At 44.7% G+C, this 23,389-nt stretch carries 17 protein-coding genes and 8 tRNA genes; 8 read left to right on the top strand and 17 right to left on the bottom strand.

Translation table 11 applies throughout. The annotated features are described in order from the left end of the window. Positions 1 to 284: 284 nt before the first annotated feature. The 12 genes from lon to C6Y39_RS12885 form a co-directional block, all read right to left on the bottom strand. Positions 285 to 2,636, bottom strand: a complete 2,352-nt coding sequence (gene lon, locus C6Y39_RS12940; RefSeq protein WP_105931667.1) for an endopeptidase La — start codon at positions 2,634 to 2,636, stop codon at positions 285 to 287. A gap of 341 nt (positions 2,637 to 2,977) precedes the next feature. Continuing rightward, positions 2,978 to 4,252, bottom strand: coding sequence for an ATP-dependent protease ATP-binding subunit ClpX (gene clpX, locus C6Y39_RS12935; RefSeq protein ID WP_105931757.1), 1,275 nt, complete (start codon positions 4,250 to 4,252; stop codon positions 2,978 to 2,980). Between the two features lie 74 nt (positions 4,253 to 4,326). Continuing rightward, positions 4,327 to 4,956, bottom strand: a complete 630-nt coding sequence (gene clpP / locus C6Y39_RS12930; RefSeq protein ID WP_105931666.1) for an ATP-dependent Clp endopeptidase proteolytic subunit ClpP — start codon at positions 4,954 to 4,956, stop codon at positions 4,327 to 4,329. 98 nt (positions 4,957 to 5,054) lie between these two features. After that, a complete protein-coding gene (gene tig, locus C6Y39_RS12925) occupies positions 5,055 to 6,359 on the bottom strand; it encodes a trigger factor (RefSeq protein WP_105931665.1) in 1,305 nt (434 codons plus the stop codon). Between the two features lie 352 nt (positions 6,360 to 6,711). After that, positions 6,712 to 6,788 (bottom strand) — tRNA-Pro (locus C6Y39_RS12920). 44 nt (positions 6,789 to 6,832) lie between these two features. Next, a tRNA-Leu gene (locus C6Y39_RS12915) sits at positions 6,833 to 6,917 on the bottom strand. A 7-nt stretch (positions 6,918 to 6,924) separates the two neighbouring features. Then, positions 6,925 to 7,000, bottom strand: a tRNA-His gene (locus tag C6Y39_RS12910). A 167-nt stretch (positions 7,001 to 7,167) separates the two neighbouring features. Beyond that, positions 7,168 to 7,244, bottom strand: a tRNA-Pro gene (locus C6Y39_RS12905). Between the two features lie 41 nt (positions 7,245 to 7,285). Further along, a tRNA-Leu gene (locus tag C6Y39_RS12900) sits at positions 7,286 to 7,370 on the bottom strand. Positions 7,371 to 7,376: 6 nt separating this feature from the next. Beyond that, positions 7,377 to 7,452: transfer RNA gene (locus C6Y39_RS12895), tRNA-His, on the bottom strand. 88 nt (positions 7,453 to 7,540) lie between these two features. Then, positions 7,541 to 7,617: transfer RNA gene (locus C6Y39_RS12890), tRNA-Arg, on the bottom strand. Between the two features lie 23 nt (positions 7,618 to 7,640). Then, positions 7,641 to 7,717: transfer RNA gene (locus C6Y39_RS12885), tRNA-Pro, on the bottom strand. A gap of 378 nt (positions 7,718 to 8,095) precedes the next feature. Between C6Y39_RS12885 and folD the strand changes: the two genes are divergently transcribed. The 6 genes from folD (at position 8,096) to C6Y39_RS12855 (ending at position 14,407) form a co-directional block, all read left to right on the top strand. Next, a complete protein-coding gene (gene folD, locus C6Y39_RS12880; protein WP_105931664.1) occupies positions 8,096 to 8,950 on the top strand; it encodes a bifunctional methylenetetrahydrofolate dehydrogenase/methenyltetrahydrofolate cyclohydrolase FolD in 855 nt (284 codons plus the stop codon). A 105-nt stretch (positions 8,951 to 9,055) separates the two neighbouring features. After that, positions 9,056 to 9,643, top strand: a complete 588-nt coding sequence (locus C6Y39_RS12875) for a DUF1415 domain-containing protein (RefSeq protein WP_105931663.1) — start codon at positions 9,056 to 9,058, stop codon at positions 9,641 to 9,643. Positions 9,644 to 9,878: 235 nt separating this feature from the next. Then, entirely contained in the window at positions 9,879 to 10,598 is a 720-nt protein-coding gene (tsaA, locus tag C6Y39_RS12870) for a tRNA (N6-threonylcarbamoyladenosine(37)-N6)-methyltransferase TrmO (protein WP_105931662.1), read from the top strand. A 154-nt stretch (positions 10,599 to 10,752) separates the two neighbouring features. After that, positions 10,753 to 12,471: a proline--tRNA ligase gene (locus C6Y39_RS12865; RefSeq protein WP_105931661.1), complete on the top strand. Its 1,719-nt coding sequence runs from the start codon at positions 10,753 to 10,755 to the stop codon at positions 12,469 to 12,471. A gap of 38 nt (positions 12,472 to 12,509) precedes the next feature. Beyond that, positions 12,510 to 13,352 carry an MBL fold metallo-hydrolase gene (locus tag C6Y39_RS12860; protein ID WP_105931660.1) on the top strand — a complete coding sequence of 281 codons (843 nt, stop codon included), beginning with the start codon at positions 12,510 to 12,512 and terminating at the stop codon, positions 13,350 to 13,352. A gap of 35 nt (positions 13,353 to 13,387) precedes the next feature. Next, positions 13,388 to 14,407 carry a phospholipase A gene (locus C6Y39_RS12855; RefSeq protein ID WP_105931659.1) on the top strand — a complete coding sequence of 340 codons (1,020 nt, stop codon included), beginning with the start codon at positions 13,388 to 13,390 and terminating at the stop codon, positions 14,405 to 14,407. A gap of 104 nt (positions 14,408 to 14,511) precedes the next feature. Here C6Y39_RS12855 and C6Y39_RS12850 read toward each other — a convergent pair whose 3' ends face one another. The 4 genes from C6Y39_RS12850 to guaB all read right to left on the bottom strand — a co-directional run bounded on the left by C6Y39_RS12850 (position 14,512) and on the right by guaB (position 20,471). Next, positions 14,512 to 15,414 (bottom strand): histone deacetylase family protein, encoded by a 903-nt coding sequence (locus C6Y39_RS12850; protein WP_105931658.1) that lies wholly within the window; start codon positions 15,412 to 15,414, stop codon positions 14,512 to 14,514. 99 nt (positions 15,415 to 15,513) lie between these two features. After that, a complete protein-coding gene (locus C6Y39_RS12845; RefSeq protein WP_105931657.1) occupies positions 15,514 to 17,136 on the bottom strand; it encodes a methyl-accepting chemotaxis protein in 1,623 nt (540 codons plus the stop codon). Between the two features lie 216 nt (positions 17,137 to 17,352). Continuing rightward, the gene (gene guaA / locus C6Y39_RS12840; protein ID WP_105931656.1) at positions 17,353 to 18,930 is read right to left on the bottom strand and encodes a glutamine-hydrolyzing GMP synthase; all 1,578 of its coding nucleotides are present in this window, start codon (positions 18,928 to 18,930) and stop codon (positions 17,353 to 17,355) included. A 71-nt stretch (positions 18,931 to 19,001) separates the two neighbouring features. After that, positions 19,002 to 20,471 (bottom strand): IMP dehydrogenase, encoded by a 1,470-nt coding sequence (gene guaB, locus C6Y39_RS12835; RefSeq protein WP_105931655.1) that lies wholly within the window; start codon positions 20,469 to 20,471, stop codon positions 19,002 to 19,004. A gap of 100 nt (positions 20,472 to 20,571) precedes the next feature. Here guaB and xseA point away from each other — a divergent pair, with 100 nt between their 5' ends. Both xseA and C6Y39_RS12825 read left to right on the top strand, forming a co-directional pair. Next, the gene (gene xseA / locus C6Y39_RS12830; RefSeq protein ID WP_105931654.1) at positions 20,572 to 21,924 is read left to right on the top strand and encodes an exodeoxyribonuclease VII large subunit; all 1,353 of its coding nucleotides are present in this window, start codon (positions 20,572 to 20,574) and stop codon (positions 21,922 to 21,924) included. A 15-nt stretch (positions 21,925 to 21,939) separates the two neighbouring features. Continuing rightward, on the top strand, positions 21,940 to 23,100 hold the full coding sequence (locus C6Y39_RS12825) for a hypothetical protein (protein WP_105931653.1): 1,161 nt from the start codon (positions 21,940 to 21,942) through the stop codon (positions 23,098 to 23,100). 71 nt (positions 23,101 to 23,171) lie between these two features. Here C6Y39_RS12825 and C6Y39_RS12820 read toward each other — a convergent pair whose 3' ends face one another. Continuing rightward, positions 23,172 to 23,336, bottom strand: a complete 165-nt coding sequence (locus C6Y39_RS12820; protein WP_105931652.1) for an exodeoxyribonuclease VII large subunit — start codon at positions 23,334 to 23,336, stop codon at positions 23,172 to 23,174. Positions 23,337 to 23,389 lie beyond the last annotated feature (53 nt).

Here is a 23,389-nt window from a genome sequence, read left to right as displayed (position 1 = left end):
CCAAAACGATTTTGCCTGGACGTTATAGCAAGCTTGCTTGTTAACATCAAGCTTCAGTCACAATTAATTAACTTTATTAATGAATCGCTGCAATCCCTTTTGTGGCAAGGCTTCAAGCGAATACCATTTAAAGGTAACACAACTTTTGCGACTTGAAAGCCCTATTTTTAAAAAAATAGGCTTTTCTTTTCGCCAACGACCATTTTTTATACAATTATTGCAATTTTATATAAAAAATGTGGCTGCACGCCTTTAAAATTAAAGGATTACAGCCACGACGTCAGTTATTTTTTAACCACTTCAAAGCTTTCCACTGGCTCCTGAAGTGCAATATCAAGTACTTCATCAATCCACTTAACCGGGTGAATCGACAAATCTTTCTTAACGTTATCTGGAATTTCTTCCAAATCACGCTCATTTTCTTTCGGAATAACCACTGTTTTAATGCCACCACGGTGGGCTGCCAGCAGTTTTTCTTTGAGCCCACCAATTGCGAGCACTTCACCGCGCAGAGTTATTTCTCCGGTCATAGCCACATCACACTTCACAGGGTTACCTGTGAGTGAAGACACTAGTGCAGTACACATTGCAATACCGGCACTTGGGCCATCCTTCGGAGTAGCACCTTCAGGTACATGGACGTGAATATCACGTTTTTCATAAAAATCATCGTTGATGCGAAGTTTTTCAGCACGACTTCTCACTACGGTCATCGCAGCTTTAATCGACTCTTGCATAACGTCACCTAGGGAACCCGTTGACGTCATTTTGCCCTTACCGGGCACTGAAGTGGTTTCGATTGTCAGTAAATCGCCGCCTACTTGAGTCCATGCAAGACCGGTCACCTGACCGATTTGATTGTCTTTGTCCGCTTTGCCGTAATCGAATCGCTGCACACCAAGGTAATCTTTAAGATTATCCTGGGTTACCACCACCTTATCTTTGCTCTTCTTAAGCAAGATATCTTTAACGGCTTTGCGGCATACTTTAGACACTTCGCGCTCTAGACTACGTACACCTGCTTCACGGGTGTAGTAGCGAATCATGCCGATAACGGCAGAGTCGGTAATTTCAAGCTCTTTGGTTTTAAGGCCATTGCGCTCCATTTGCTTACCAATAAGATGGTTTTTAGCTATGTTTAGCTTTTCATCTTCGGTATAGCCTGACAAGCGAATCACTTCCATACGGTCAAGCAGTGGACCTGGAATATTCATGCTGTTTGACGTAGCAACAAACATCACGTCAGACAAATCGTAATCCACTTCTAAATAATGATCACTAAAGCTGTTGTTTTGCTCAGGATCAAGCACCTCAAGAAGCGCTGACGCTGGGTCGCCGCGCATATCTGAAGACATTTTGTCTATTTCATCAAGCAAAAACAGTGGGTTTTTCACGCCAACTTTTGCCATTTTTTGCACTAACTTACCCGGCAGAGAGCCGATGTAAGTACGACGGTGGCCTCGTATTTCAGCTTCATCGCGCACGCCGCCTAGCGCCATACGCACGTACTTACGGCCGGTCGCTTTTGCAATCGATTGACCTAACGACGTTTTACCTACGCCAGGAGGCCCTACAAGGCACAGTATCGGACCTTTAAGCTTTTTCACGCGCTGTTGAACCGCGAGGTACTCAAGAATGCGCTCTTTTACTTTTTCCAGACCATAGTGGTCTTCGTTAAGCACAATTTCAGCGCGGGAAAGATCTTTTTTCACAGGCGAACGCTTGTTCCAAGGCACATTTGTTAGCCATTCAATATAGCTTCGTAGAACGGTCGCTTCAGCTGACATAGGAGACATCATTTTCAGCTTCTGAAGTTCGGCTTTCGCTTTGTCTTCAGCTTCCTTTGGCATCTTCGCGTCAGTAATTTTCTTAGACAGCGCTTCAAACTCATCGGGCGCGTCGTCTAATTCACCTAATTCTTTTTGAATGGCTTTCATTTGCTCATTCAAATAGTACTCACGCTGGCTTTTCTCCATTTGCTTTTTAACACGGGTACGAATTTTCTTTTCGACCTGCAGCAAATCAATCTCACCTTCCATTAGCGCCATGAGATACTCAAGACGTTCATTCACGCCCTGCATTTCCAACACTTTTTGCTTTTCAGTAAGTTTCAGTGGCATGTGCGCGGCCATCGTGTCGGCTAGACGCGCTGCATCTTCTATACCGTTAAGTGATGTAAGCACTTCTGGTGGAATTTTTTTGTTAAGCTTAACGTAACCTTCAAACTGAGAAACGGCAGATCGAATTAATACCTCTTGCTCGTTTTCATCAATACCTTCGTCTTCTAGCTTATCCACATGTGCTACAAAGAAAGGCTCGGATTGCTTGTAGCTTTCTATTTCACCGCGAACACTCCCCTCTACCAGCACTTTCACCGTACCGTCAGGTAGCTTTAAAAGCTGCAGAATAGTGGCAATAGTACCTACGGTGTAGATGTCGTCTGATTCAGGCTCATCAACGCCTGCATCTTTTTGTGCTACTAGGAAGATTTGTTTGTCATTCTCCATTGCCGCTTCAAGGCATCGGATAGATTTCTCACGCCCAACGAATAGGGGTATGACCATATGCGGGTAAACAACCACGTCCCGCAAGGCAAGCACAGGAATTTCAATGCGATTTTCACGCTCAACTGTCATACTTGTTCTCAATTTGTTTGAAATGTCATTTTTATATGGGGATGCAAGAGCAAAGTTCAATCGAAACTTATTAAAGTGTGTTAATTCCTTTATCTTACCTTCCCTGCTCTAGGGCCTGTTGACCTATACTATAACCATTATCGATTTTTTCGTTTAAGGCAACACTTAACTGGAAAATCTAGCAGAAAGGATAGACTGGATGGGCTCAACCGTTCAAATATCGTTCAAGTTATCAATATTTCGAACAGGTATATTCTTTTTCTTGGCTCAAAAGAGATAACCAACAGTAATTAAAAAAGGCCCCGAAGGACCTTTTTAAACATGTTTACTAACGCATACTATTACTCAGACGCCGCTTTTTTCTCATTACTGTCGTAAATCAAAATAGGCTTCGACTCGCCGCGAATAACCGTTTCGTCAATGACGACTTTGCTTACATCATCCATTGAAGGGAGATCGTACATGGTATCAAGCAGCACAGCTTCAACAATTGAGCGGAGGCCGCGAGCGCCCGTCTTGCGAACCATTGCCTTTTTCGCAATTGCATTTAATGCGTCGTCACGAAACTCAAGTTCAACGTCCTCCATTGAGAACAGCGCACCGTATTGCTTGGTGATCGCATTCTTAGGTTCGCGTAGAATTTGAATCAGCGCTTCTTCATTTAATTCTTCAAGGCTGGTTACAACCGGTAGACGACCAATAAACTCTGGTATCAGACCGTACTTAACCAAGTCTTCAGGTTCAACCTGTTTAAACAGCTCGCTGATTTGCTTGCTGTTGTCTTTCGACTTAACAGTTGCACCAAAACCAATGCCTGTATCTTTTTGCGCGCGCTGCTCGATAACTTTATCAAGTCCAGCAAACGCACCGCCGCAGATAAAGAGGATCTTAGAAGTATCAACTTGTAGAAATTCTTGCTGAGGATGCTTACGACCGCCTTGAGGTGGTACCGAAGCAACCGTGCCTTCAATCAGCTTCAGAAGTGCCTGTTGAACACCCTCACCGGATACATCGCGGGTGATAGACGGATTATCAGACTTCCGTGAAATCTTATCAATCTCATCGATATACACAATGCCGCGCTGCGCTTTTTCAACGTCATAATCGCACTTTTGAAGAAGCTTCTGGATGATGTTTTCTACGTCTTCGCCCACGTAACCAGCCTCGGTTAACGTGGTTGCGTCAGCCATAGTAAAAGGAACATCCAACAAGCGCGCCAAGGTTTCGGCCAGAAGTGTTTTACCACTACCCGTAGGGCCAATAAGCAAAATATTACTCTTGCCTAGCTCAACACCATCATGAACGTCGCCATTACGCAAACGCTTGTAGTGGTTGTAAACCGCTACAGACAATACCTTCTTTGCATGTTCTTGCCCAATAACGTAGTCGTCAAGGTGAGCATGAATTTCACTTGGTTTAGGTAAAGCGTCCTGCTTTTGCTTTGGCGCGATTTCCTTAATTTCTTCGCGAATGATATCGTTACATAACTCAACACACTCGTCGCAAATGAATACCGACGGGCCTGCTATCAACTTTCTTACTTCGTGTTGGCTTTTGCCACAAAACGAACAGTACAGTAGCTTGTTATCACCGTCACCGCTTTGCTTATCACTCATTACTTTTGCCTCTGCCTTACCTGAGTCGAAAACCAATACGTGCTTCGCACTGACTCAGGTTTACTATAACTATACTACTTAGTTCCGGCTACGTCAGATCGATTTGCTAAAACTTGGTCAACCAGGCCATATTCTTTCGCCTCAGTTGCACTTAAGAAATTATCGCGATCTGTATCGCGCGCGACTTTCTCATAGTCTTGACCGGTATGGTCTGCCATTAGGCGGTTCAATTTCTCTTTAATAGACAGAATTTCTTTCGCATGTATTTCAAAATCAGATGCCTGACCTTGGAAACCACCTAGCGGTTGGTGAATCATAACACGCGAGTTAGGTAGACAATAACGCTTACCTTTAGCGCCTGCAGAAAGAAGAAATGCTCCCATACTTGCAGCTTGCCCCATACATACCGTGCTCACGTCAGGCTTGATAAAACGCATGGTGTCGTAGATTGCCATACCCGCAGTTACAGAACCGCCCGGCGAGTTGATATATAGGAAAATGTCTTTTTCAGGGTTCTCAGCTTCTAAGAACAACATTTGAGCAACGATGAGGTTGGCCATGTGATCTTCAACTTGTCCTACTAAGAAAATAACGTTTTCTTTTAACAGGCGTGAATAAATATCGTATGAGCGCTCACCTTTAGAGGTTTGCTCAACAACCATAGGAACAAGTGCATTCATTGGGTCAAACGGGGTATTAGTCATAGCTACCTTGATTATCTAGCGTTAAAAACAAAAATGCTCGGAAGGCTCCGAGCATTTAAGCAGTTGCTGACAAGTATTGTCAATCAGACAGTAAAAAATTACGCCTGTTTGTTCATAACCTCGTCAAAAGCTTTAGTTACTTCAGTAACTTTTGCTTGCTCAAGAACCCACTCGATAGCTTGCTCTTCAAGCGCAACGTTTTGCATTTGCTGCATAAGCTCTTGGTTATTGTTGTAGTAATCAATAACTTCTTGAGGGTCTTCATACGCAGAAGCCGCAGTTTCGATCATCTCGTTTACTTTAGCTTCGTCTGCTTTAAGTTCGTTCTGCTTAATCACTTCGCCAAGAAGTAGACCAATAGACACACGACGCTTAGCGTTGTCTGTGAACAATTCAGCAGGAAGGTCTGGTAGGTTCTGACCACCGCCTTGCTGGCTAAAGCGTTGTTTAGCCTGTTCGCGAAGTGCATTCACTTCTTGATCGATAAGCGCTTGCGGGATGTCAATTTCGTTTGCTTCTACAAGCTTAGCGATAACATCTTCTTTAACTTGTGCCTTAAGCGTTTGGTTTAGTTCACGCTGCATGTTCTTGCGAACTTCTGCTTTAAGCGCGTCAACACCGCCTTCTTCAACACCGAATAGTTTTGCAAACTCTTCGTCAACTTTAGGAAGATCTAAACCTTCAACTTTCTTGACGGTAGTTTTGAATACAGCGTCTTTACCTTTCAGGTTTTCAGCATGGTAATCTTCAGGGAAAGTTACTTCAATAGTCACTTCCTCACCCGCTTTCGCACCTACTAGTGGCTTTTCGAAACCAGGGATCATGCGCTCTTTACCAAGCTCTAACGCGAAGTCTTCAGCTTTACCGCCTTCGAACTCTTCACCATCAATAGAGCCAACAAAGTCGATAATTACTTTGTCGTCTTTCTTCGCTTTACGCTTAACTTCTTTCCAAGTTGCGTGCTGCTTCTGAAGGGTTTCCATCATGTTATCTAAATCTTCGTCAGTAATTTCTACTACTGGCTTCTCGATTTCGATATCACTTACACCTTTCACTTCTACTTCTGGGTAGACTTCGAAAGATGCTACAAACTCTAGGTCCTGACCGTCTTCATCTTTAGTCAGTTCAAACTTAGGCATACCAGCAGGCTGAATTTTTTCTTGAATCACTGCTTGGTAGAAGTTTTGCTGCATAACATCGCCAGCGACTTCTTGGCGAACTGCCTGGCCGAAACGCTTTTTGATTACGCTTACAGGAACTTTGCCTGGGCGGAAGCCGTTGATGCGTTGTGTTTTTGCCAACTGCTGTAGGCGTGACTTAACTGCTGAATCAACCGTATCAGATGGAACGGTGATAGTAAGACGGCGTTCTAAACCCTGGGTCGTCTCGACTGAAACTTGCATTATGTTACCTCAACTATACGCCTTTACAGGCGCTTTGTTCCCAATCCCCTCTCCCGTCATGCATTAATTGCATATCACGCCGGGGTAGAGGTCGTTATTCGACGTTAATCACTTCAAAGTTAGGTCGCGAATTCGCGTCAAAATACCAACCTGAAGCAAACGTACTGGTTAAAAAAAGACGCGGTAGTATACAGCCGCATACCACAAGAGTCGAGAGGCAAACACAAGTTTGTAACACGCTTTTGAATGCATTTTGAGCAAAAAGCAAGACTTTACGCGCAGTTTTGAAACAAATAAGCAGATATTCGCGAAAATTACGAAAGGAGATAATGATAAAATTGGAAGAAGATAATGGTCGGTGAGACAGGATTTGAACCTGCGACCCCTTGTACCCAAAACAAGTGCGCTACCAAGCTGCGCCACTCACCGACAGAGATATCTTTTTTAAGACAAGCTTTTATGAGCTTAATATATGGTGCGGAAGGAGAGACTTGAACTCTCACGCCGTGAAGCACTGGAACCTAAATCCAGCGTGTCTACCAATTCCACCACTTCCGCAAAAAAGTGGGGTGGACGATGGGACTTGAACCCACGACAACCGGAATCACAATCCGGGGCTCTACCAACTGAGCTACGCCCACCACAGTAATCCTTTTCGTCTTATGTGTGAATTGAAAACACATAAACGACTGTCGAGCTGTAAGGATTGAACAATTATGCTCGATAGTATTCTTAATGTCGATTCGAATATGAGCAGTCCGAACAATTACTTAGACAGACAGCACTGATTGAATCGAAAAAGCAAAAATGGTCGGTGAGACAGGATTTGAACCTGCGACCCCTTGTACCCAAAACAAGTGCGCTACCAAGCTGCGCCACTCACCGACAGAAATGCTTTGTTAAGCTTTTAAAAAAGCTTGAAAATATGGTGCGGAAGGAGAGACTTGAACTCTCACGCCGTGAAGCACTGGAACCTAAATCCAGCGTGTCTACCAATTCCACCACTTCCGCAAAAAGTGGGGTGGACGATGGGACTTGAACCCACGACAACCGGAATCACAATCCGGGGCTCTACCAACTGAGCTACGCCCACCATAGGGTGTGTTTGCTGTTCACATGCTCTAACCTAGCAATATGAACATAAAGATTGAGCCTTGCCATCAGGACCTACCTGAGTCGCATGGCGCGCCCGGCAGGATTCGAACCTGCGACCCACGGCTTAGAAGGCCGTTGCTCTATCCAGCTGAGCTACGGGCGCTTGGCGAATCTTTACTGCAAAAATGGTCGGTGAGACAGGATTTGAACCTGCGACCCCTTGTACCCAAAACAAGTGCGCTACCAAGCTGCGCCACTCACCGACTGTCGTTTCGACCTTGACGCCTTAGCCTCAGTGCCGTTACGGGGTGCGAATATTACTGACATCCCCCCACCTCGTCAAACACTTTTTCAAATAAAATACCTAACCGCTCACAAAGCATCCATTCTCGCGTTTTTTTAAACAATTTGCTTTTATTATCTTAACGCCAGTGCCCCAGCGTAGCGAGTTTTAAGAGACGGAAAAAGTAAGCCAATTAGGCAACATGAATGTAGATATAGAGTCTTAATTAGCTTGATGAAAAGTACAAAAAGACGGAGTAAATGGCAGTTTCCAATAATTGCTAGAGTATTAGCACCGTTTTGTGAAACAATATAGGGCACTTGTTGACCTCCCAACCATATAAGAATCGTACAAGACTATGACCGCTCATCTTATTGACGGCAAATTAATTGCCAAACAAGTTCGCCAACACGTAACCTCCTATGTTGAATCGCTTACACAAGCAGGTAAAAGACAGCCCGGTCTTGCCGTAGTTTTAGTAGGCAGTGACGCCGCCTCGCAAGTTTATGTATCAAACAAGCGAAAAGCATGCGACGAAGTAGGTTTTGTCTCCCGTTCGTTCGATTTGCCGTCAGACACTACGGAAGAAACGTTGCTTAACTTAGTTGACCAACTAAATGAAGATAAAGAGATTGACGGCATCTTAGTGCAACTACCACTTCCTGCAGGTTTAAATGCCGAAAAGGTGCTAGAGCGCATCCATCCACATAAAGACGTTGACGGATTCCACCCGTATAACATTGGTCGCCTAGCACAGCGTATCCCTGCGCTACGCCCTTGCACGCCAAAAGGCATTATGACCATGATCGAGTCTACCAAGCGCCCAGTTAAGGGCTTGGACGCGGTTATTGTTGGTGCATCAAATATTGTGGGTCGCCCAATGAGCTTGGAGCTATTGTTGGCTGGCTGTACGGTAACCACCTGCCACAAGTTCACCCAAGATTTAAAAAGCCACGTTCAACGCGCTGATTTACTCGTGGTTGCTGTCGGCAAACCGAACTTCATACCAGGCGACTGGGTAAAAGAGGGCGCGATTGTGATTGATGTGGGCATTAATCGCGTAAACGACGGTTCATTAGTGGGCGATGTAGATTTCGAAAAAGCAAAAGAACGTGCTGGTTGGATTACTCCCGTACCCGGTGGTGTTGGGCCAATGACTGTGGCGAGTCTAATAGAAAATACACTTGAAGCCTACGTGAAATACCACTCTTAAAGCGCTCACACTACATCTAATTTTTAAGGCAGAAAGTAAATTTCTGCCTTTTTTGCTTTATACTCTCTCCTCTTTAAATACAGACCTAAACTGAATATCTTCTTTATGGCGGAAACAACCTCTTCGTTGTGCGAAAAGCACGTCATCGACGCTACGCTTAAGTGGGTAGATGATATTGTAATAAAACACAACTTTTGCCCCTTTGCGCGTTATGTAAGAACGCCCAACCAAATTCGTTGTGTTGTCGTTGCTGGCGATGCGGGAGATATCATTCAATCCCTTTTTGATGAATTACGGCATTTAGAAGAGAATGAAAGTACTGCCACAACGTTAATTGCGCTTACCCACTCAACTATTGCTGATTTTGACGAATACCTTGATGTACTAGCCATTGCCGATAGTATGCTTCACGATTGGGGATATAGTGGCACTTACCAACTGGCTAGCTTTCATCCAAATTATGTGTTCGACGGTAGCGACGAAGACGATGCTGAAAACTATACTAATCGCTCTCCCTACCCACTTCTGCACTTAATTCGCGAAGCTGACATCACGCGATACATGAAAAAAGAAGAGGATGCAGAGAAGATATTTAGTCATAACATCGAAAAGGCTCAGGCACTTGGCTGCCCTTATTTCGAAAACGTGTTAGCAGAGATGAAAAAGAAAAGCCTACCTCATAAAACACGTTAGTTAATTTAGCACGCTGTGTGGAAGGCTATATAGCGCTTTCTCAGACGGTAAACTAAATACGAGCTTTGGCAGGCCAAAGAATTGGATTACTCCAGGGAAACCAAAGAGAGACGTAGTCTTTTCGACAAAAACATCTTTGCTTGGTCCAAGCGTTAACTTGAAGCGTTAGAGTACATGCCAATTATGAGAGATATATGACAATTCAACTCACATTTAATGACAATAGGGATACCGCGTGAGCACTACTAGTTCCTTTGAAGTGTCGAGCATTGCGACTATTGAAACGCCTTTTAAGCAAAAGTTTGCTGTACCAAGACAGCCCAATCTAGCCAGAGCAAAAGGCACCATTACCTTCAACGAAGGTTTTAATGACATCAATATGCTAAAGGGTATCGAAAGCTATAGTCACTTGTGGCTTTTATTCGTGTTCCATCAAAATATAGAACGTGGTTGGAAAAGCGCGGTAAAAGCCCCCAGATTAGGGGGTAACGCTACCATTGGCGTTTTTGCAAGCCGAAGTACTCATAGGCCAAATAGTATTGGCATGTCTGTCGTTGAAAACGAAGGTATAGCGATAGAAAAAGGCAAGGTTACGCTGAAAGTCACAGGAGTAGACTTAGTAAGCGGTACCCCACTCATTGATATCAAACCTTATATTTCCTACGCTGATAGTATTTCTGGAGCGAGAGACACTCTTGATGACATTAACCCCATCCCTCATCGAGACGTGTATTTCGCCCCAAATCTCTCGACAGCCCTTGCCAAAATTGAAAATCGCCATCGCGATTTTTGCTCTCTTGTGACCGCGGTACTTGCACAAGATCCTCGCCCTGCTTATAAACAGCAAAATGATAATGACGAAAAAACATACCGCGTTACGCTATACGATATCGACGTGGGTTTTAAGATAAAAGACGCGAATGTGTGGGTCACTGAACTCACTCCATTAGGATAAATGCACGAATAGTGTTAACCGTCTGTGGCGAAATGGCTCACAGTTAATTAGAATACGCCCAAACGTGTGTCGCCTTGTCTCTGCCTGAGTGGTTTTTTGATAGGCCTTCACACTTATGATCACAAATACACTTATAACAGGATACCTGCTTTACATGCGCACTAGTCAATATTTGCTTGCCACGCAGAAAGAAACACCTGCAGATGCAGAGGTTATCAGCCACCAGCTTATGCTAAGAGCTGGCATGATCAGAAAGCTTGCCTCGGGTCTATATACGTGGTTGCCGTCTGGCCTTCGTGTCCTTAATAAAGTCGCTAACATTGTTCGCGAGGAAATGAATAAAGCAGGCGCGATTGAAGTGCTTATGCCGGTTGTACAGCCTGCCGACCTGTGGGAAGAATCTGGACGCTGGGAAGAATATGGCCCTGAACTGCTTCGCATTAAAGACCGCCACCAGCGTGACTTCGTGTTAGGCCCGACGCACGAAGAAGTGATTACTGCGCTTGTACGTAACGAAATTAGCAGCTACAAGCAGCTTCCGCTTAATCTATACCAAATTCAAACAAAATTCCGCGACGAAGTGCGCCCCCGTTTCGGCATTATGCGTGGTCGTGAATTTACTATGAAGGATGCCTACAGCTTCCATTTAGAAGACAGCTGCTTAGAAGAAACCTATCAGAAAATGTACGACGCCTATTGCGCCATTTTCTCGCGTATGGGCCTAGACTTCAGAGCGGTGATCGCAGATTCAGGCTCAATTGGTGGTAACCACTCTCACGAGTTCCACGTACTTGCAGCATCAGGCGAGGACGATATTGCGTTCTCAAGCGATAGCGATTACGCAGCAAATGTTGAAATGGCACAAGCCGTGGCACCAGAAAAAGCAACGCCTTCTGGCGCGGCTCTTGAAACAAAAGATGCCAAGGGTAAAGATTTCAACGCTATTTTAAAAAGCGTTGAAGCAGATGTAACAAAAGCCGTTAAAGTTATCTTGGTTAAAGCCGCTAATGAACTTAACGATAAAGGTGAGGAAATTAATTCTGATAAGTGGGTAGCATTAGTGCTACGTGCTGACCATGAGTTAAATGATGTTAAAGCAGAAAAATTAGACGGCGTTGCTACACCGCTTGTTGAAGCCTCTTTTGAACAAGCAAAAGATGTTCTTGGCGTTTCTCCGCTGTTTGCTAATGCAAATGACTTGCCGGTTCCAGTGTACGTTGATGCAAGTGCAGCCGCTCTTGCGGATTTCACTACAGGAGCTGGCGTTGGCGGTAAAGTGAACGTCAACGCAAACTGGTCAGAAGATTTAACCGGTGTTGATATTCGCAATGTGGTAGCGGGTGATGCGTCTCCAGATGGCAAAGGCACTCTCGATATTAAACGAGGCATTGAAGTAGGCCATATTTTCCAGCTGGGCCAAAAATATTCAGAAGCCATGAATTGTGGCGTGCTAAGCGAATCAGGTAAACATCAAACGCTCACTATGGGCTGTTACGGCATCGGTGTATCACGCATAGTCGCAGCAGCGATTGAGCAAAACCACGATAAATTTGGCATAAAGTGGCCAGATCCTATCGCACCGTTTAAAATTGCATTAATACCAATGAATATGCATAAGTCTCATCGCATCAAAGAAGCAGCCGAAGCCCTTTACGAAGAGCTTGTCTCGCTAGGTGTGGAAGTACTGTTTGACGACAGGAAGGAGCGTCCGGGTGTTATGTTTAATGACATGGAATTGATTGGTATACCTCACAGTATTGTTATCGGCGAAAGAAACCTCGATAATCAACAGGTTGAGTATAAAAATAGACGTACTGGCGAGAAGCAGTTATTAGACCTCAGCGCAGCAAAAGACTTTGTAGCCGCACTCTAACATCTGAACTTGCCCCAAAGTTAAAGAAAAGAGGGCGTATGCGGTTAACATTCTATGGCGTAAGAGGGTCTATACCCACACCGGGAGCAGCTTTCGTTCGCTATGGCGGTAACACAGCATGCGTTCATATCGAGCTTGAGGACGGTACAGATATCGTCCTCGACTCAGGTACTGGTATTCGCCTTCTTGGCGAGCACTTAGCGAAAAAGAACACCCCTATCCATCTTTTGCTGAGCCATAATCATTGGGACCACATACAAGGTTTCCCCTTCTTTCCTCCCATATATCAAGCCGAACGCGAAATAAATATCTATCCAGGACAAACTCTGTTTGAAGAGCCGGACCAAATTTTAAAACAAATGGAAGGATCGTTATTCCCCGTACCAAGAAGTGCGCTCAGAGCAAACATCGCGCTTATTGAAATACCGAAAGCGGACAACACCTTTGTAATAGGAAGCGCAAAAATCACGCGACTTGCAATGAATCATCCGGGAAGCGGCAGTGCCTATTGCATAAACGCTGACGGTGTGAAGGTTGCTTACATTACAGATAATGAGCTTTACCCTCCTTATAAAAAAGAAACCGACTTTATCGATTTTGCTAAATTTGCTGAGAATGCAGACTTACTTATCCACGATGCACAGTATATGCTGTCTGATATGCCTGCTAAAAACGGATGGGGCCACTCTGTGGCTGAGGAGGCGGTTAAACTGGCTATGGCGTCCAATGCAAAAAAATTAGCACTGTACAGTCATGATCCAGAACGCACCGATGACGATATAGATGATGTTGTAAAACATTGTAATGAGTATGTCACAGTAGCAGAGTCTACTTTACACGTATTTGCATCTTCCGAAGGCCTCACACTGGACTTCAGTTAAGCATAAAAATAACCCCATGTTACGGAGAATTAAAGGTGTCTGTGTTAAAGCCTTTTGTATTTTTGGCAGCGTTTGCTGCTAGCACGAGTGTGTGTGGACAAGAAACATCCTCAGATGTTGTTAGCACTCAACCTCAAATCGTCGATAGCAGCGAGCAACAAATAAGCAATCAAAAAGAAACCAACGATCCCTCTCAAGATGAAGAAGGTATCGAAGTCATTGATATTATAAAGCGTGATACCACCTCAGAAAGCGCGTTAGATGACCGTTTAGAAGGTGATAAGGAAGCGCTGGATAATGTGTTTGCTATTACGCAACACCGCCAAAACTACTTTCTTCCCATCACTTACGTTTCCAATCCGAATACCACGGGTAATGAAGATTTGACGGATGAGAACGTAGACAACAAAGAAGCAAAGTTTCAGGTTAGTGCTAAACTGCCTCTTTATTTGGAAGATACGGGATTCGATGGCGTGTATTTTGGGTTCACGCTGACCTCATTTTGGCAGCTTTATAACAGTGAAGCATCAAAGCCTTTTCGAGAAAATAACTACGAGCCAGAAATTTTTTGGCAGGAAACCGCTGATTATTCCGTACTAGGGTATAAATTTAATACCTTCCAAGTAGGCTTCAATCACATGTCTAATGGTCAAAGCGGCCTACAATCAAGAAGCTGGAACCGCTTATTTGCCTCTATTGTATTCAGTGATAACGACGATATTTATTACCTAAAAACCTGGTATCGCATTCCTGAAGACGAAAAAGAAGACCCATTAGATCCTACGGGCGATGATAACCCTGATATAGAGGATTATTACGGACGTATGGAGTTTGGTTATGGTAGAAAAATTGGGGCTTTCAAAGTGCTTGCCCTATTGAGAAACAACCTGGACTTTGATGAAAACCGAGGCAGCATTCAGCTAGACTTCACCTACCCGATTTCAGACCGCTACGAAGTACTTCTTCAATATTTTAACGGGTACGGTGACTCGCTTATTGACTATAACCGCTCACAAGAGCGCATTGGTATCGGATTCCAGTTGCTCTTCTTGTAAAACGACTAAGCATGCTTAAAACAAAAATGCGCGCTACAAACGATTCGGTTCTTTATCACTTCGTTTGAGCGTGCTTTTTATTTTTCGCTTAATACACATTGCAGTTAATCAATCACGCCGGCTGCGCGATAAAGCTGAATATGCACATCTACCAGTGCTGCAATATCTCGTTGGTAACCCCCGCCAATGACTGCTGCTATTGGAACACCTAAACGATCAGCTAACGCGAATACCTGCTTATCTCTTTCATAAACGCCTTGGGTAGAAATATGCAGATGCCCTAAGTCGTCATTTACGTGCACATCGACACCTGCATCATAGATGATGGCGTCTGGCTGAAATTGCCGTAAAGCTAATGTCAGCGCTTGTTCAAGCGTAGTTAAATATTCATCGTCTTCGGTGCCTTTAGCAAGACCAATATCAATATCTGAATGCTGCTTCCTATGCGGAAAGTTTTTTTCTCCGTGAATGGATAAGGTAAAAATATCTGAATCATTCTCAGCAAGCTTTGCCGTACCGTCGCCTTGATGTACATCTAAATCAACGATAAGCACATTATCGATAGATGAGTTTTTCTGCATAGTTTTAGCGGCAAGGTATAAATCATTGAATAAACAAAAACCAGAGCCGAAATCTGCGAAGGCATGGTGATACCCCCCTGTGAGGTTGAGGGCTTTACCGCTCTCGAGAGCTAATGACGCAGTTAAACAGGTACCAGCAACCGCTGTGCGTGTTCGTTCGATAAGCTGCTGCGACCAAGGGAACCCAATACGCCGCATGGCGTTTTTATCTAACGAACCTGCGGTGAGCGCTTTAACATATATAGGATCATAGAAGGTAGTGAGAGTCTCATCGCTGATAGGCTCGGGCTTAATAAACCGCGCCGCACTCACACCGCGCTTTATGAGTGCATCACGAATACCCACATACTTTTCTATTGGAAAACGGTGGCGGTCGGGAAGGTCCAGCTGGCTATAAATCGGGTGAAAAACAAGTGGTGTTGTCATTAGAATCAGCGTAATTTCTCGAAAAAAAGCGAACAATGCGCTATGAAAAAAGGAGCAAAACGCTCCTTCAAGTTATCGATTCATACTGACAAATAGGGACTAGCGGGTCAAACTATTCACCACTTTTTCCACGTTATCTGACATACTTTTCATGGAGCGAGACATATCGTCACGCTGCGCCAACTGGTGATATTTCTCTGACGACGTAACCACATTACTAATAATTGCCTCAACCTGATGCAGCACCGCTTCCTGTTCATCAGCAGCATCATTAAGGGCAACAACGACGCTCGCAGTTTCCTTTATATCTCTCACCACGTTGTTAAGCGTCTCAAGTGCGGCTGCCGCTTCAGCAGCATTAGTATCGGATAGCTGTTTACCCGACGACATGGCTGACACTGCACCCTTTGCCTCAGCCTCAAAGCTGCTCAATATATCGTTAATTTCTTTCGTCGACTGTTGTGTTTTAGCCGCTAGTGCGCGAACCTCGTCTGCAACTACTGCAAAGCCTCGACCGTGCTCCCCTGCCCTAGCAGCTTCAATTGCTGCGTTAAGCGCAAGCAGGTTCGTTTGATCTGCAATCTCGTTGATAACGTTTACTACTTTCAAAATATTCGTGCTGCGCGTTTGAAGGTCTAATACGATGTTACTCGATTCTGTCACCGTTTTAGCTAGCTGTTTAAAGCCCGCGTTTGCACTTTCAAAGGTGGCATAACAGCTTGCCACATTTTTTTCTGAGTTATTCGTCGCTACAGCGACTTGGTCAGTAATTGCTACCAAGTTTTGCACAATTTCTCTAAGCTTATCTGTACTGTTATCAAGGGATCGGGATGCATCTCGCTGACCATTCGCGCCTTCCATGATTGATTGACTAACATTACCTAAAGTTCCGAACGCTTTTTCCATTTCTATCTCAGCTTGCTGCAATTGCGCCACCGAGTCTTTTAGCTTGAACTGTAATGCACGAGCTGAATCTGCCAGCATCCCGAGTTCATGGTCGCTTGAATACGTTAAGCTGTAATCATAACGACTGTTGGCAAGGTTTGATATGCACGCAGCGACTTGTTTCGTTGGCTTAATAACTTGAGAGCGCAGTCGAGCAATCACATACACCATAGAAAGTACAGACAGTACTATGGCGGCCAATAAAATCATCCAAAGCATAGCCCGAGTATTTGATTTAAGCTCAGCAATGGCATTTGCTGAATCTGTTGCAATATCTGACGCTATGGCGGTTAAAAGCTCAGCGGGCTCACGATCAATTCCCCGTACGTAACTATCTCCCACTTTTGGGTCAAACCCTGAATTGACAAAAGCGTCATAACCCTCTCGGTATTTTTGTGCCATGACCGAGTGAGCTTGCTGAAACCTCCGTATGTCAGATTTAACAGCATCACTAATGACACCGTTTGCTAGCATCATGTCAAACTGGCGGGTGATCTCAGCTTCCCGTTTTTTGAAGCGATCCCAGTACTTTTCTCTATCACTTTCCTTGTAGCCACGAAGCAATACGTTTTTCCACTCTTGCACCTGAGTTTTAAACGTACTAAGCGTAGTATTTACGTCACGTTCTGACTGAACAAGGGTGTTCTCCAGCTCGTCAAAAGAGTTAAGCAGTGAAAACGACTTATAGATGGACGCGCCGTTTAGTAGGACAAGAATGAGAAAGCTGGCGAGGACGGGCGTCATCACCAAACGGCTGATACTTGTGTAGTTGAACACGGCTTAACCTTTAGTATGAATTAGAAGTGGGACGTCGCCATTAAATGATATTTTTGTGACATTTAAGTGACACATTAGGTATGATAACGAATACTTTTATATTTATCTTTATACTAAATTTTACGTAGTATTTTACGAGCAATAAAAAAGAGCCCGGAGGCTCTTTTAGTATAGTAGCTGAGAATAGCTAGCTAAAAATAGGCTGTAAACTTCGACCTATTCCCACTCAATCGTAGCTGGTGGCTTACCTGATATATCGTAAACCACACGGCTGATACCATCGATTTCGTTGATAATCCGGTTCGACACTTTACCTAAGAAATCATATGGAAGGTGTGCCCAATGCGCTGTCATAAAGTCGATGGTTTCTACCGCACGTAAACTTACTACCCAGTCGTATTTACGGGCATCACCCATTACGCCTACCGAGCGCACTGGAAGGAATACGGTAAACGCTTGGCTAACTTTTTGATACAAATCAGCCGCGTATAGTTCTTCGATAAAGATTGCATCTGCACGACGCAGTAAGTCGCAATACTCTTTCTTTATTTCACCAAGTACACGTACACCTAAGCCTGGGCCAGGGAAAGGGTGACGGTAAAGCATGTCGTACGGTAAGCCTAGCTCAAGGCCGATTTTGCGAACTTCGTCTTTGAATAGTTCACGCAATGGCTCAACAAGGCCTAGTTCCATATCTTCTGGAAGACCGCCCACGTTGTGGTGAGACTTAATCACGTGAGCTTTACCTGTGGCAGAGCCCGCTGACTCAATCACATCTGGATATATAGTCCCCTGCGCTAACCATTTGGCGTTCTCAAGCTTGCCCGCTTCTTCATCAAATACTCGAACAAACTCATTACCGATAGCTTTACGCTTAAGCTCTGGATCTTCAATACCTTTAAGGCGATCAAGGAAGCGTTCTTCAGCATCGACGCGGATAATGTTTAGCCCAAAGTGGTCACCAAACATTTCCATAACCTGATCGGCTTCGTTTAAACGAAGCAACCCATTATCAACAAACACACAGGTTAGGTTTTTGCCAATAGCACGGTGAAGCAACATCGCGGTTACTGATGAATCAACACCACCAGATAGCCCTAAAATAACTCTCTCATCGCCTACCTTTTCTTTAATGCGCTCAATGGCGTCATCAATGATAGCGTCAGCAGTCCAAAGCTTCTCGCATTTACAGATGTCCATAACGAACTGGGTGAGCAGTCGCATGCCTTGGCGAGTGTGCGTTACCTCAGGGTGAAACTGTACCCCGTAGAATTGTTTTTCAGCGTTATACATAGCTGCATGCGGGCAAGATGCAGTTTGCGCGATGGTTTCAAAACCTTCAGGAATCGCCGCTACCTTATCACCGTGACTCATCCATACATCTAAAAGTGCTGCGCCATTATCACCAATAGCATCTTCAATTTTATCTAGCAGCGGGCTTGGCTTTATTACTTCAACTTGTGCATAACCAAACTCACGTTTGTCTGAACCTAGTACACCACCACCTAATTGCTGAGCCATGGTTTGCATGCCATAGCACACACCTAGCACGGGTACGCCGGCTTCAAATACGTATTCAGGCGCGCGTGGTGAGCCTTCTTCGGTTACCGACTCAGGGCCGCCTGACAGAATAATACCCTGCGGGTTGAATTCGCGGATTTGTTCTTCGGTCACATCCCAAGCCCAAAGCTCACAGTAAACACCGATTTCGCGAACACGACGCGCTATCAACTGCGTGTATTGCGAGCCAAAATCCAAAATAAGTATGCGTTGGTCGTGGATATTTGTGGTCATGTTTTATTTTTACCCGTTAAATAAAAGAACAAAGGCTGGTGTAAAAACCAGCCTCGCAGTCGTCGGTCGCCTTAACCTAAGCGGTAGTTTGGCGCTTCTTTAGTGATGCTCACATCGTGAACGTGGCTCTCGCCCATACCGGCAGAGGTCACACGCACAAACTGTGCTTTAGTATTGAGTTCTTCAATTGTAGCACAACCGGTTAAACCCATGGCTGAACGCAAGCCGCCCATTTGCTGGTGAATAATGTTTGCAATTGGACCTTTGTACGCAACGCGGCCTTCAATACCTTCTGGTACCAATTTTTCCGCGTTATCAGACTCTTGGAAATAACGATCTGACGACCCATGGCTTTGATCCATAGCGCCCAGTGAACCCATTCCGCGATAGGATTTGTAGTAACGACCTTGGAAAAGCTCCACTTCACCGGGTGCTTCTTCAGTACCTGCCAGCATGCTGCCAACCATTACGCAGCTTGCGCCAGCCGCCAGTGCTTTGGCAATATCACCAGAAAAGCGAATACCGCCATCAGCGATAACGGGAATGTCTGTGCCTTTTAGCGCTTCAACCGCATCAGATACCGCGGTAATTTGAGGTACACCACAACCAGTAACGATACGGGTTGTACAAATTGACCCTGGGCCAATACCAACTTTAACCGCGTCTACGCCTGCATCGGCCAGTGCTTTTGCACCGTCGCCCGTTGCAACGTTACCTGCGATTATTTGAACTTCAGGATAGTCAGCGCGTACTTTCTTAACGCGGTCAATAACGCCCTGTGAGTGGCCGTGAGAGGTGTCAATCAGCAATACATCAGCACCGGCTTCAACCAATAGTGCAATGCGCTCGTCAGTACCTGGGCCAACGCTTACTGCTGCACCTACGCGAAGACGGCCAAGCGAGTCTTTACATGCATTCGGTTTATTTTCTGCTTTTTGGAAATCTTTAACTGTGATCAAACCGGTTAGCTTAAACGCGTCGTCAACCACGAGTATTTTCTCAATGCGGTGCTCGTGCATAAGGTCTAGCACAACGTCAGAGCTTGCACCCTCTTTAACGGTAACCAGATCATCCTTACCAGTCATTACGTTACTAATAGGAAGGTTTAAACGTTTTTCAAAACGAAGGTCGCGGCCAGTCACAATACCAATTAGGTTATTGTCTTTGTCTGTTACTGGGAAGCCAGAGTAACCAAGACGCTTAGATAGCGCGATAACTTCACCGATAGTAGCGTTCTCTTCTACCGTTACCGGGTCAGATACCACGCCACTTTCGTATTTTTTAACTTCACGTACGTGCTTAGCTTGCTCTTCAGGTTTCATATTCTTGTGAATGAAACCAATACCACCCTCTTGAGCCAGCGCAATAGCGAGTCGGGCTTCAGAAACCGTGTCCATGGCAGCAGACACCATTGGAATATTCAGCGTTACACCGCGCGTTAGACGGGTCTGTAAATTTGCAGTATGGGGAAGGACGGTCGAGTGGCCGGGAACCAGCAACACATCGTCAAACGTCAGGGCTTCTTGGATGATACGTAGCATGCAACAACACCTATTCAGTTGAGGGTTAATTGCGGCGCAATTGTAGTGTTTTTTGTTTTTCAGGTAAACTCTAAATGTATTAAACCCTGTGATTTTTTTTATGTTTACAAATTCGCCATCTACATCTCGACAAATTTTAACAGTTACCAAGCTAAATCGCTTAGCCAGAACCGTACTAGAGGGAGAGATTGGTCTTATTTGGCTGTCGGCCGAAATTTCTAACTTTGTTGCGGCAGCATCAGGGCACTGGTACTTCACGCTCAAAGATAATAAAGCTCAAGTTCGAGCCGCAATGTTTAAAGGGGCCAATCGCAATGTGCGCATTCGCCCAAAAGAAGGCGATAAAATACTCGTGCGCGCGTCTGTGGGGCTTTACGAAGCGCGCGGCGACTATCAACTGGTCGTTGAGCATATGGAAAGCGACGGCGAGGGTGCACTCAAGCAAGCGTTTGAAGCGTTAAAGTTCAAACTTAACAACGAAGGTTTATTTGATACTTCAAATAAGCGCTCTTTACCTGACCGTATCAATCGCATTGGCGTAATTACTTCGTCAAGCGGTGCAGCACTTCACGATGTATTGAGTGTGTTAAAGCGCCGTAGTCCACAAACTGAAGTCATTGTCTATCCGTCAATGGTGCAAGGAGAAACTGCACCGCTTCAATTGATTAATGCATTGCGCACAGCAAACAGACGTGCAGAAGTAGACGTACTACTACTCACTCGGGGAGGCGGCTCGTTAGAAGACCTGTGGTGTTTTAACGATGAAGGTTTAGCCCGAGAAGTCGCGGCAAGCAAGCTTCCCATAGTAAGCGCTGTGGGTCATGAAGTAGATTTCACCATAAGCGATTTCGTGGCTGATTTACGCGCCCCTACTCCATCCGCTGCTGCCGAAATCTTAAGCCAGGATTCAACTGCCCTTTATCAAACGTTAAATCAGCAAAAACAGCGTTTGGCACGCGCTATTAATCAGTATTTGCAGGCAAGTAAGCAGCAACTAACGCTTAAGAAGCAGCGTTTAAATGCTTTGCACCCGCAAAGCCGTATTCAGTCTCAGTGGCAAACCTTAGACAGACTGCAGCTTCGTTTAGCCCATAAAATGCAAAGTGACCTAGCCAAGGCCGAAAAGCAACTGCACGCGCTTGAGTACAGGCTAAACCAGCAATCTCCATCGGCAAAGGTAGCTCGAGCCAAAGACAAACTTGAGTATGCCAGTAATAAACTTACCTCTAGTATGAGCGCACTTATTAAGGGTAAGAAAAATGAACTCGGTGGAAAGGTCAGCCTCTTACAATCGGTGAGCCCGCTTTCAACACTAGCGAGGGGTTATAGCATTACACTTAACAACAAAACTGCTATTAACAGTGTGGATAAAGTGAATATTGGCGATGAGATAAAATCACGAGTGACGGACGGTGAAATAATCAGTAAAGTGACAAACATTCAGCACCATTAGGTAGCCTTTAGTATTATGCCCGTTTATGTAACAGCGATTTCATTTTCTAGTTTGTGCCAGCGGGCTCATGCATTTTTTGGCGAGTTTTTTAAATTATCAGCGCCAACGTCTTTGTTTTTCTCGTGCTTTTTTATCCCTACGATGCTGTCTAGTGTTGCCCATGCCTACGCAGTCAACCAAAGTGTGTCGGTCTTTTCTACCTACCCAAGCGAAGCCTTGCTTCAGTCCTGTTATTCACAACAAAAACCTACCCACTCACCGCCAATTGATACAGACAATACTAACCTGTGCTTCGAAGATGCTATTTCGCCAGACAGCTTCATTAATGTGCTCAGCGAGTCTGGCGAATTTAATAACCTACTCCCCTATGGCGAAGGGAGCGACTATGAGTTACTTATCGCCAATGTGGGCGCCGCGCCCCACGAGCACCAGCAATATGCAACGCAATTCGCTGAATTCACGCTGCAATGGCGAGGTATAGAAATAGATTCTTCACTGTTTGATTCTGGCGTTGAGACACGCGATGGTGATTACAAAGAAAATGCTGATATCGGAAAAGAAACTAAGCGACTGATATCTCGCTGGCTTCAACACGTTAGGAAAACTGGGTTGTTTACCAGTAAATACTTATTTAATGCGTTAGAAGCAAGTAATTATGATGTGGCACTGCAGGTGCCTGACACCGTTGGCGAATTCAAAAAACTAGACACCCAGCTTTTTCCTGACCCCTTTAGCGGTGCAATCACTCGCTACACCCATCCGGAATTTGAAGACGCCTTAGTTGATGTCACTGTGTACCCCTTTATTGGTCAGCTATCTATCACAGAAAATGAGTTATTGCCGAAACAATTAGAAAGCGACTTACAGAGAGCCAGCGCAACCGCAGAGCGACAAAAGCTAACCTTAGCTCAAATTAGCCCAGCGTCACCTTATGCGGTAAATAGCCAATTGGTCGGGTGGAAATTAGGCTTAAGCGCCGCCTCAGATAACTTGCCGACAATTTACGCCACCACCTATGTATTCAGACAGCAGGATAAAATCGTTAAAGTATCTACAACCTTTCCGCCTGACTTTTCAGATAACATCGTCAATCAGCTGATTGTTAAGATACAGGTACCTCAAGAGTCTGTAATGATGAAAAAGGTTCGCTCTATGCTTGTGGAAAGCATGAAGTAAGGCGAAGCACATGAGCTTTATACCTATGCGCTTTACTGTGCTCAAGAAATAAGAGCGAACCGTTATTGCTTTTATTTTTCAATAAATCGTCTTACTGGGTTAATTGATTTACGTTTCACACTACTACTTAAGATGTGAATTTTCGCCTGCTCCTTTGGCTTATATTTGTCAAACCAATTATAAACTTGATTTTTTTGAAGCGGCTGGCTCGCTGAGTGCAATTTTTCCACTGCCATAACTTTTCCTTTACATGGACTAAAAACGTTTGACTTTGCAATGAACGAAAACC

Source organism: Alteromonas gracilis, assembly GCF_002993325.1.
GTDB classification, from domain to species: Bacteria; Pseudomonadota; Gammaproteobacteria; order Enterobacterales; family Alteromonadaceae; genus Alteromonas; species Alteromonas gracilis.
The sequence above is the reverse complement of the archived record's forward strand: the minus strand, read 5'-3'. Positions and strand labels throughout refer to the sequence as shown.

Bases quoted from the DNA above. Each gene is read 5' to 3' on its own strand.
- guaB (WP_105931655.1), bottom strand. From the start codon at position 20,471: ATGCTACGTATCATCCAAGAAGCCCTGACGTTTGACGATGTGTTGCTG.
- C6Y39_RS12850 (WP_105931658.1), bottom strand. From the start codon at position 15,414: ATGACAACACCACTTGTTTTTCACCCGATTTATAGCCAGCTGGACCTT.
- clpX (WP_105931757.1), bottom strand. From the start codon at position 4,252: ATGAGTGATAAGCAAAGCGGTGACGGTGATAACAAGCTACTGTACTGT.
- xseA (WP_105931654.1), top strand. From the start codon at position 20,572: ATGTTTACAAATTCGCCATCTACATCTCGACAAATTTTAACAGTTACC.
- lon (WP_105931667.1), bottom strand. From the start codon at position 2,636: ATGACAGTTGAGCGTGAAAATCGCATTGAAATTCCTGTGCTTGCCTTG.
- C6Y39_RS12875 (WP_105931663.1), top strand. From the start codon at position 9,056: ATGGCGGAAACAACCTCTTCGTTGTGCGAAAAGCACGTCATCGACGCT.
- guaA (WP_105931656.1), bottom strand. From the start codon at position 18,930: ATGACCACAAATATCCACGACCAACGCATACTTATTTTGGATTTTGGC.
- folD (WP_105931664.1), top strand. From the start codon at position 8,096: ATGACCGCTCATCTTATTGACGGCAAATTAATTGCCAAACAAGTTCGC.
- C6Y39_RS12825 (WP_105931653.1), top strand. From the start codon at position 21,940: ATGCCCGTTTATGTAACAGCGATTTCATTTTCTAGTTTGTGCCAGCGG.
- C6Y39_RS12865 (WP_105931661.1), top strand. From the start codon at position 10,753: ATGCGCACTAGTCAATATTTGCTTGCCACGCAGAAAGAAACACCTGCA.
- tig (WP_105931665.1), bottom strand. From the start codon at position 6,359: ATGCAAGTTTCAGTCGAGACGACCCAGGGTTTAGAACGCCGTCTTACT.
- clpP (WP_105931666.1), bottom strand. From the start codon at position 4,956: ATGACTAATACCCCGTTTGACCCAATGAATGCACTTGTTCCTATGGTT.
- C6Y39_RS12820 (WP_105931652.1), bottom strand. From the start codon at position 23,336: ATGGCAGTGGAAAAATTGCACTCAGCGAGCCAGCCGCTTCAAAAAAAT.
- C6Y39_RS12860 (WP_105931660.1), top strand. From the start codon at position 12,510: ATGCGGTTAACATTCTATGGCGTAAGAGGGTCTATACCCACACCGGGA.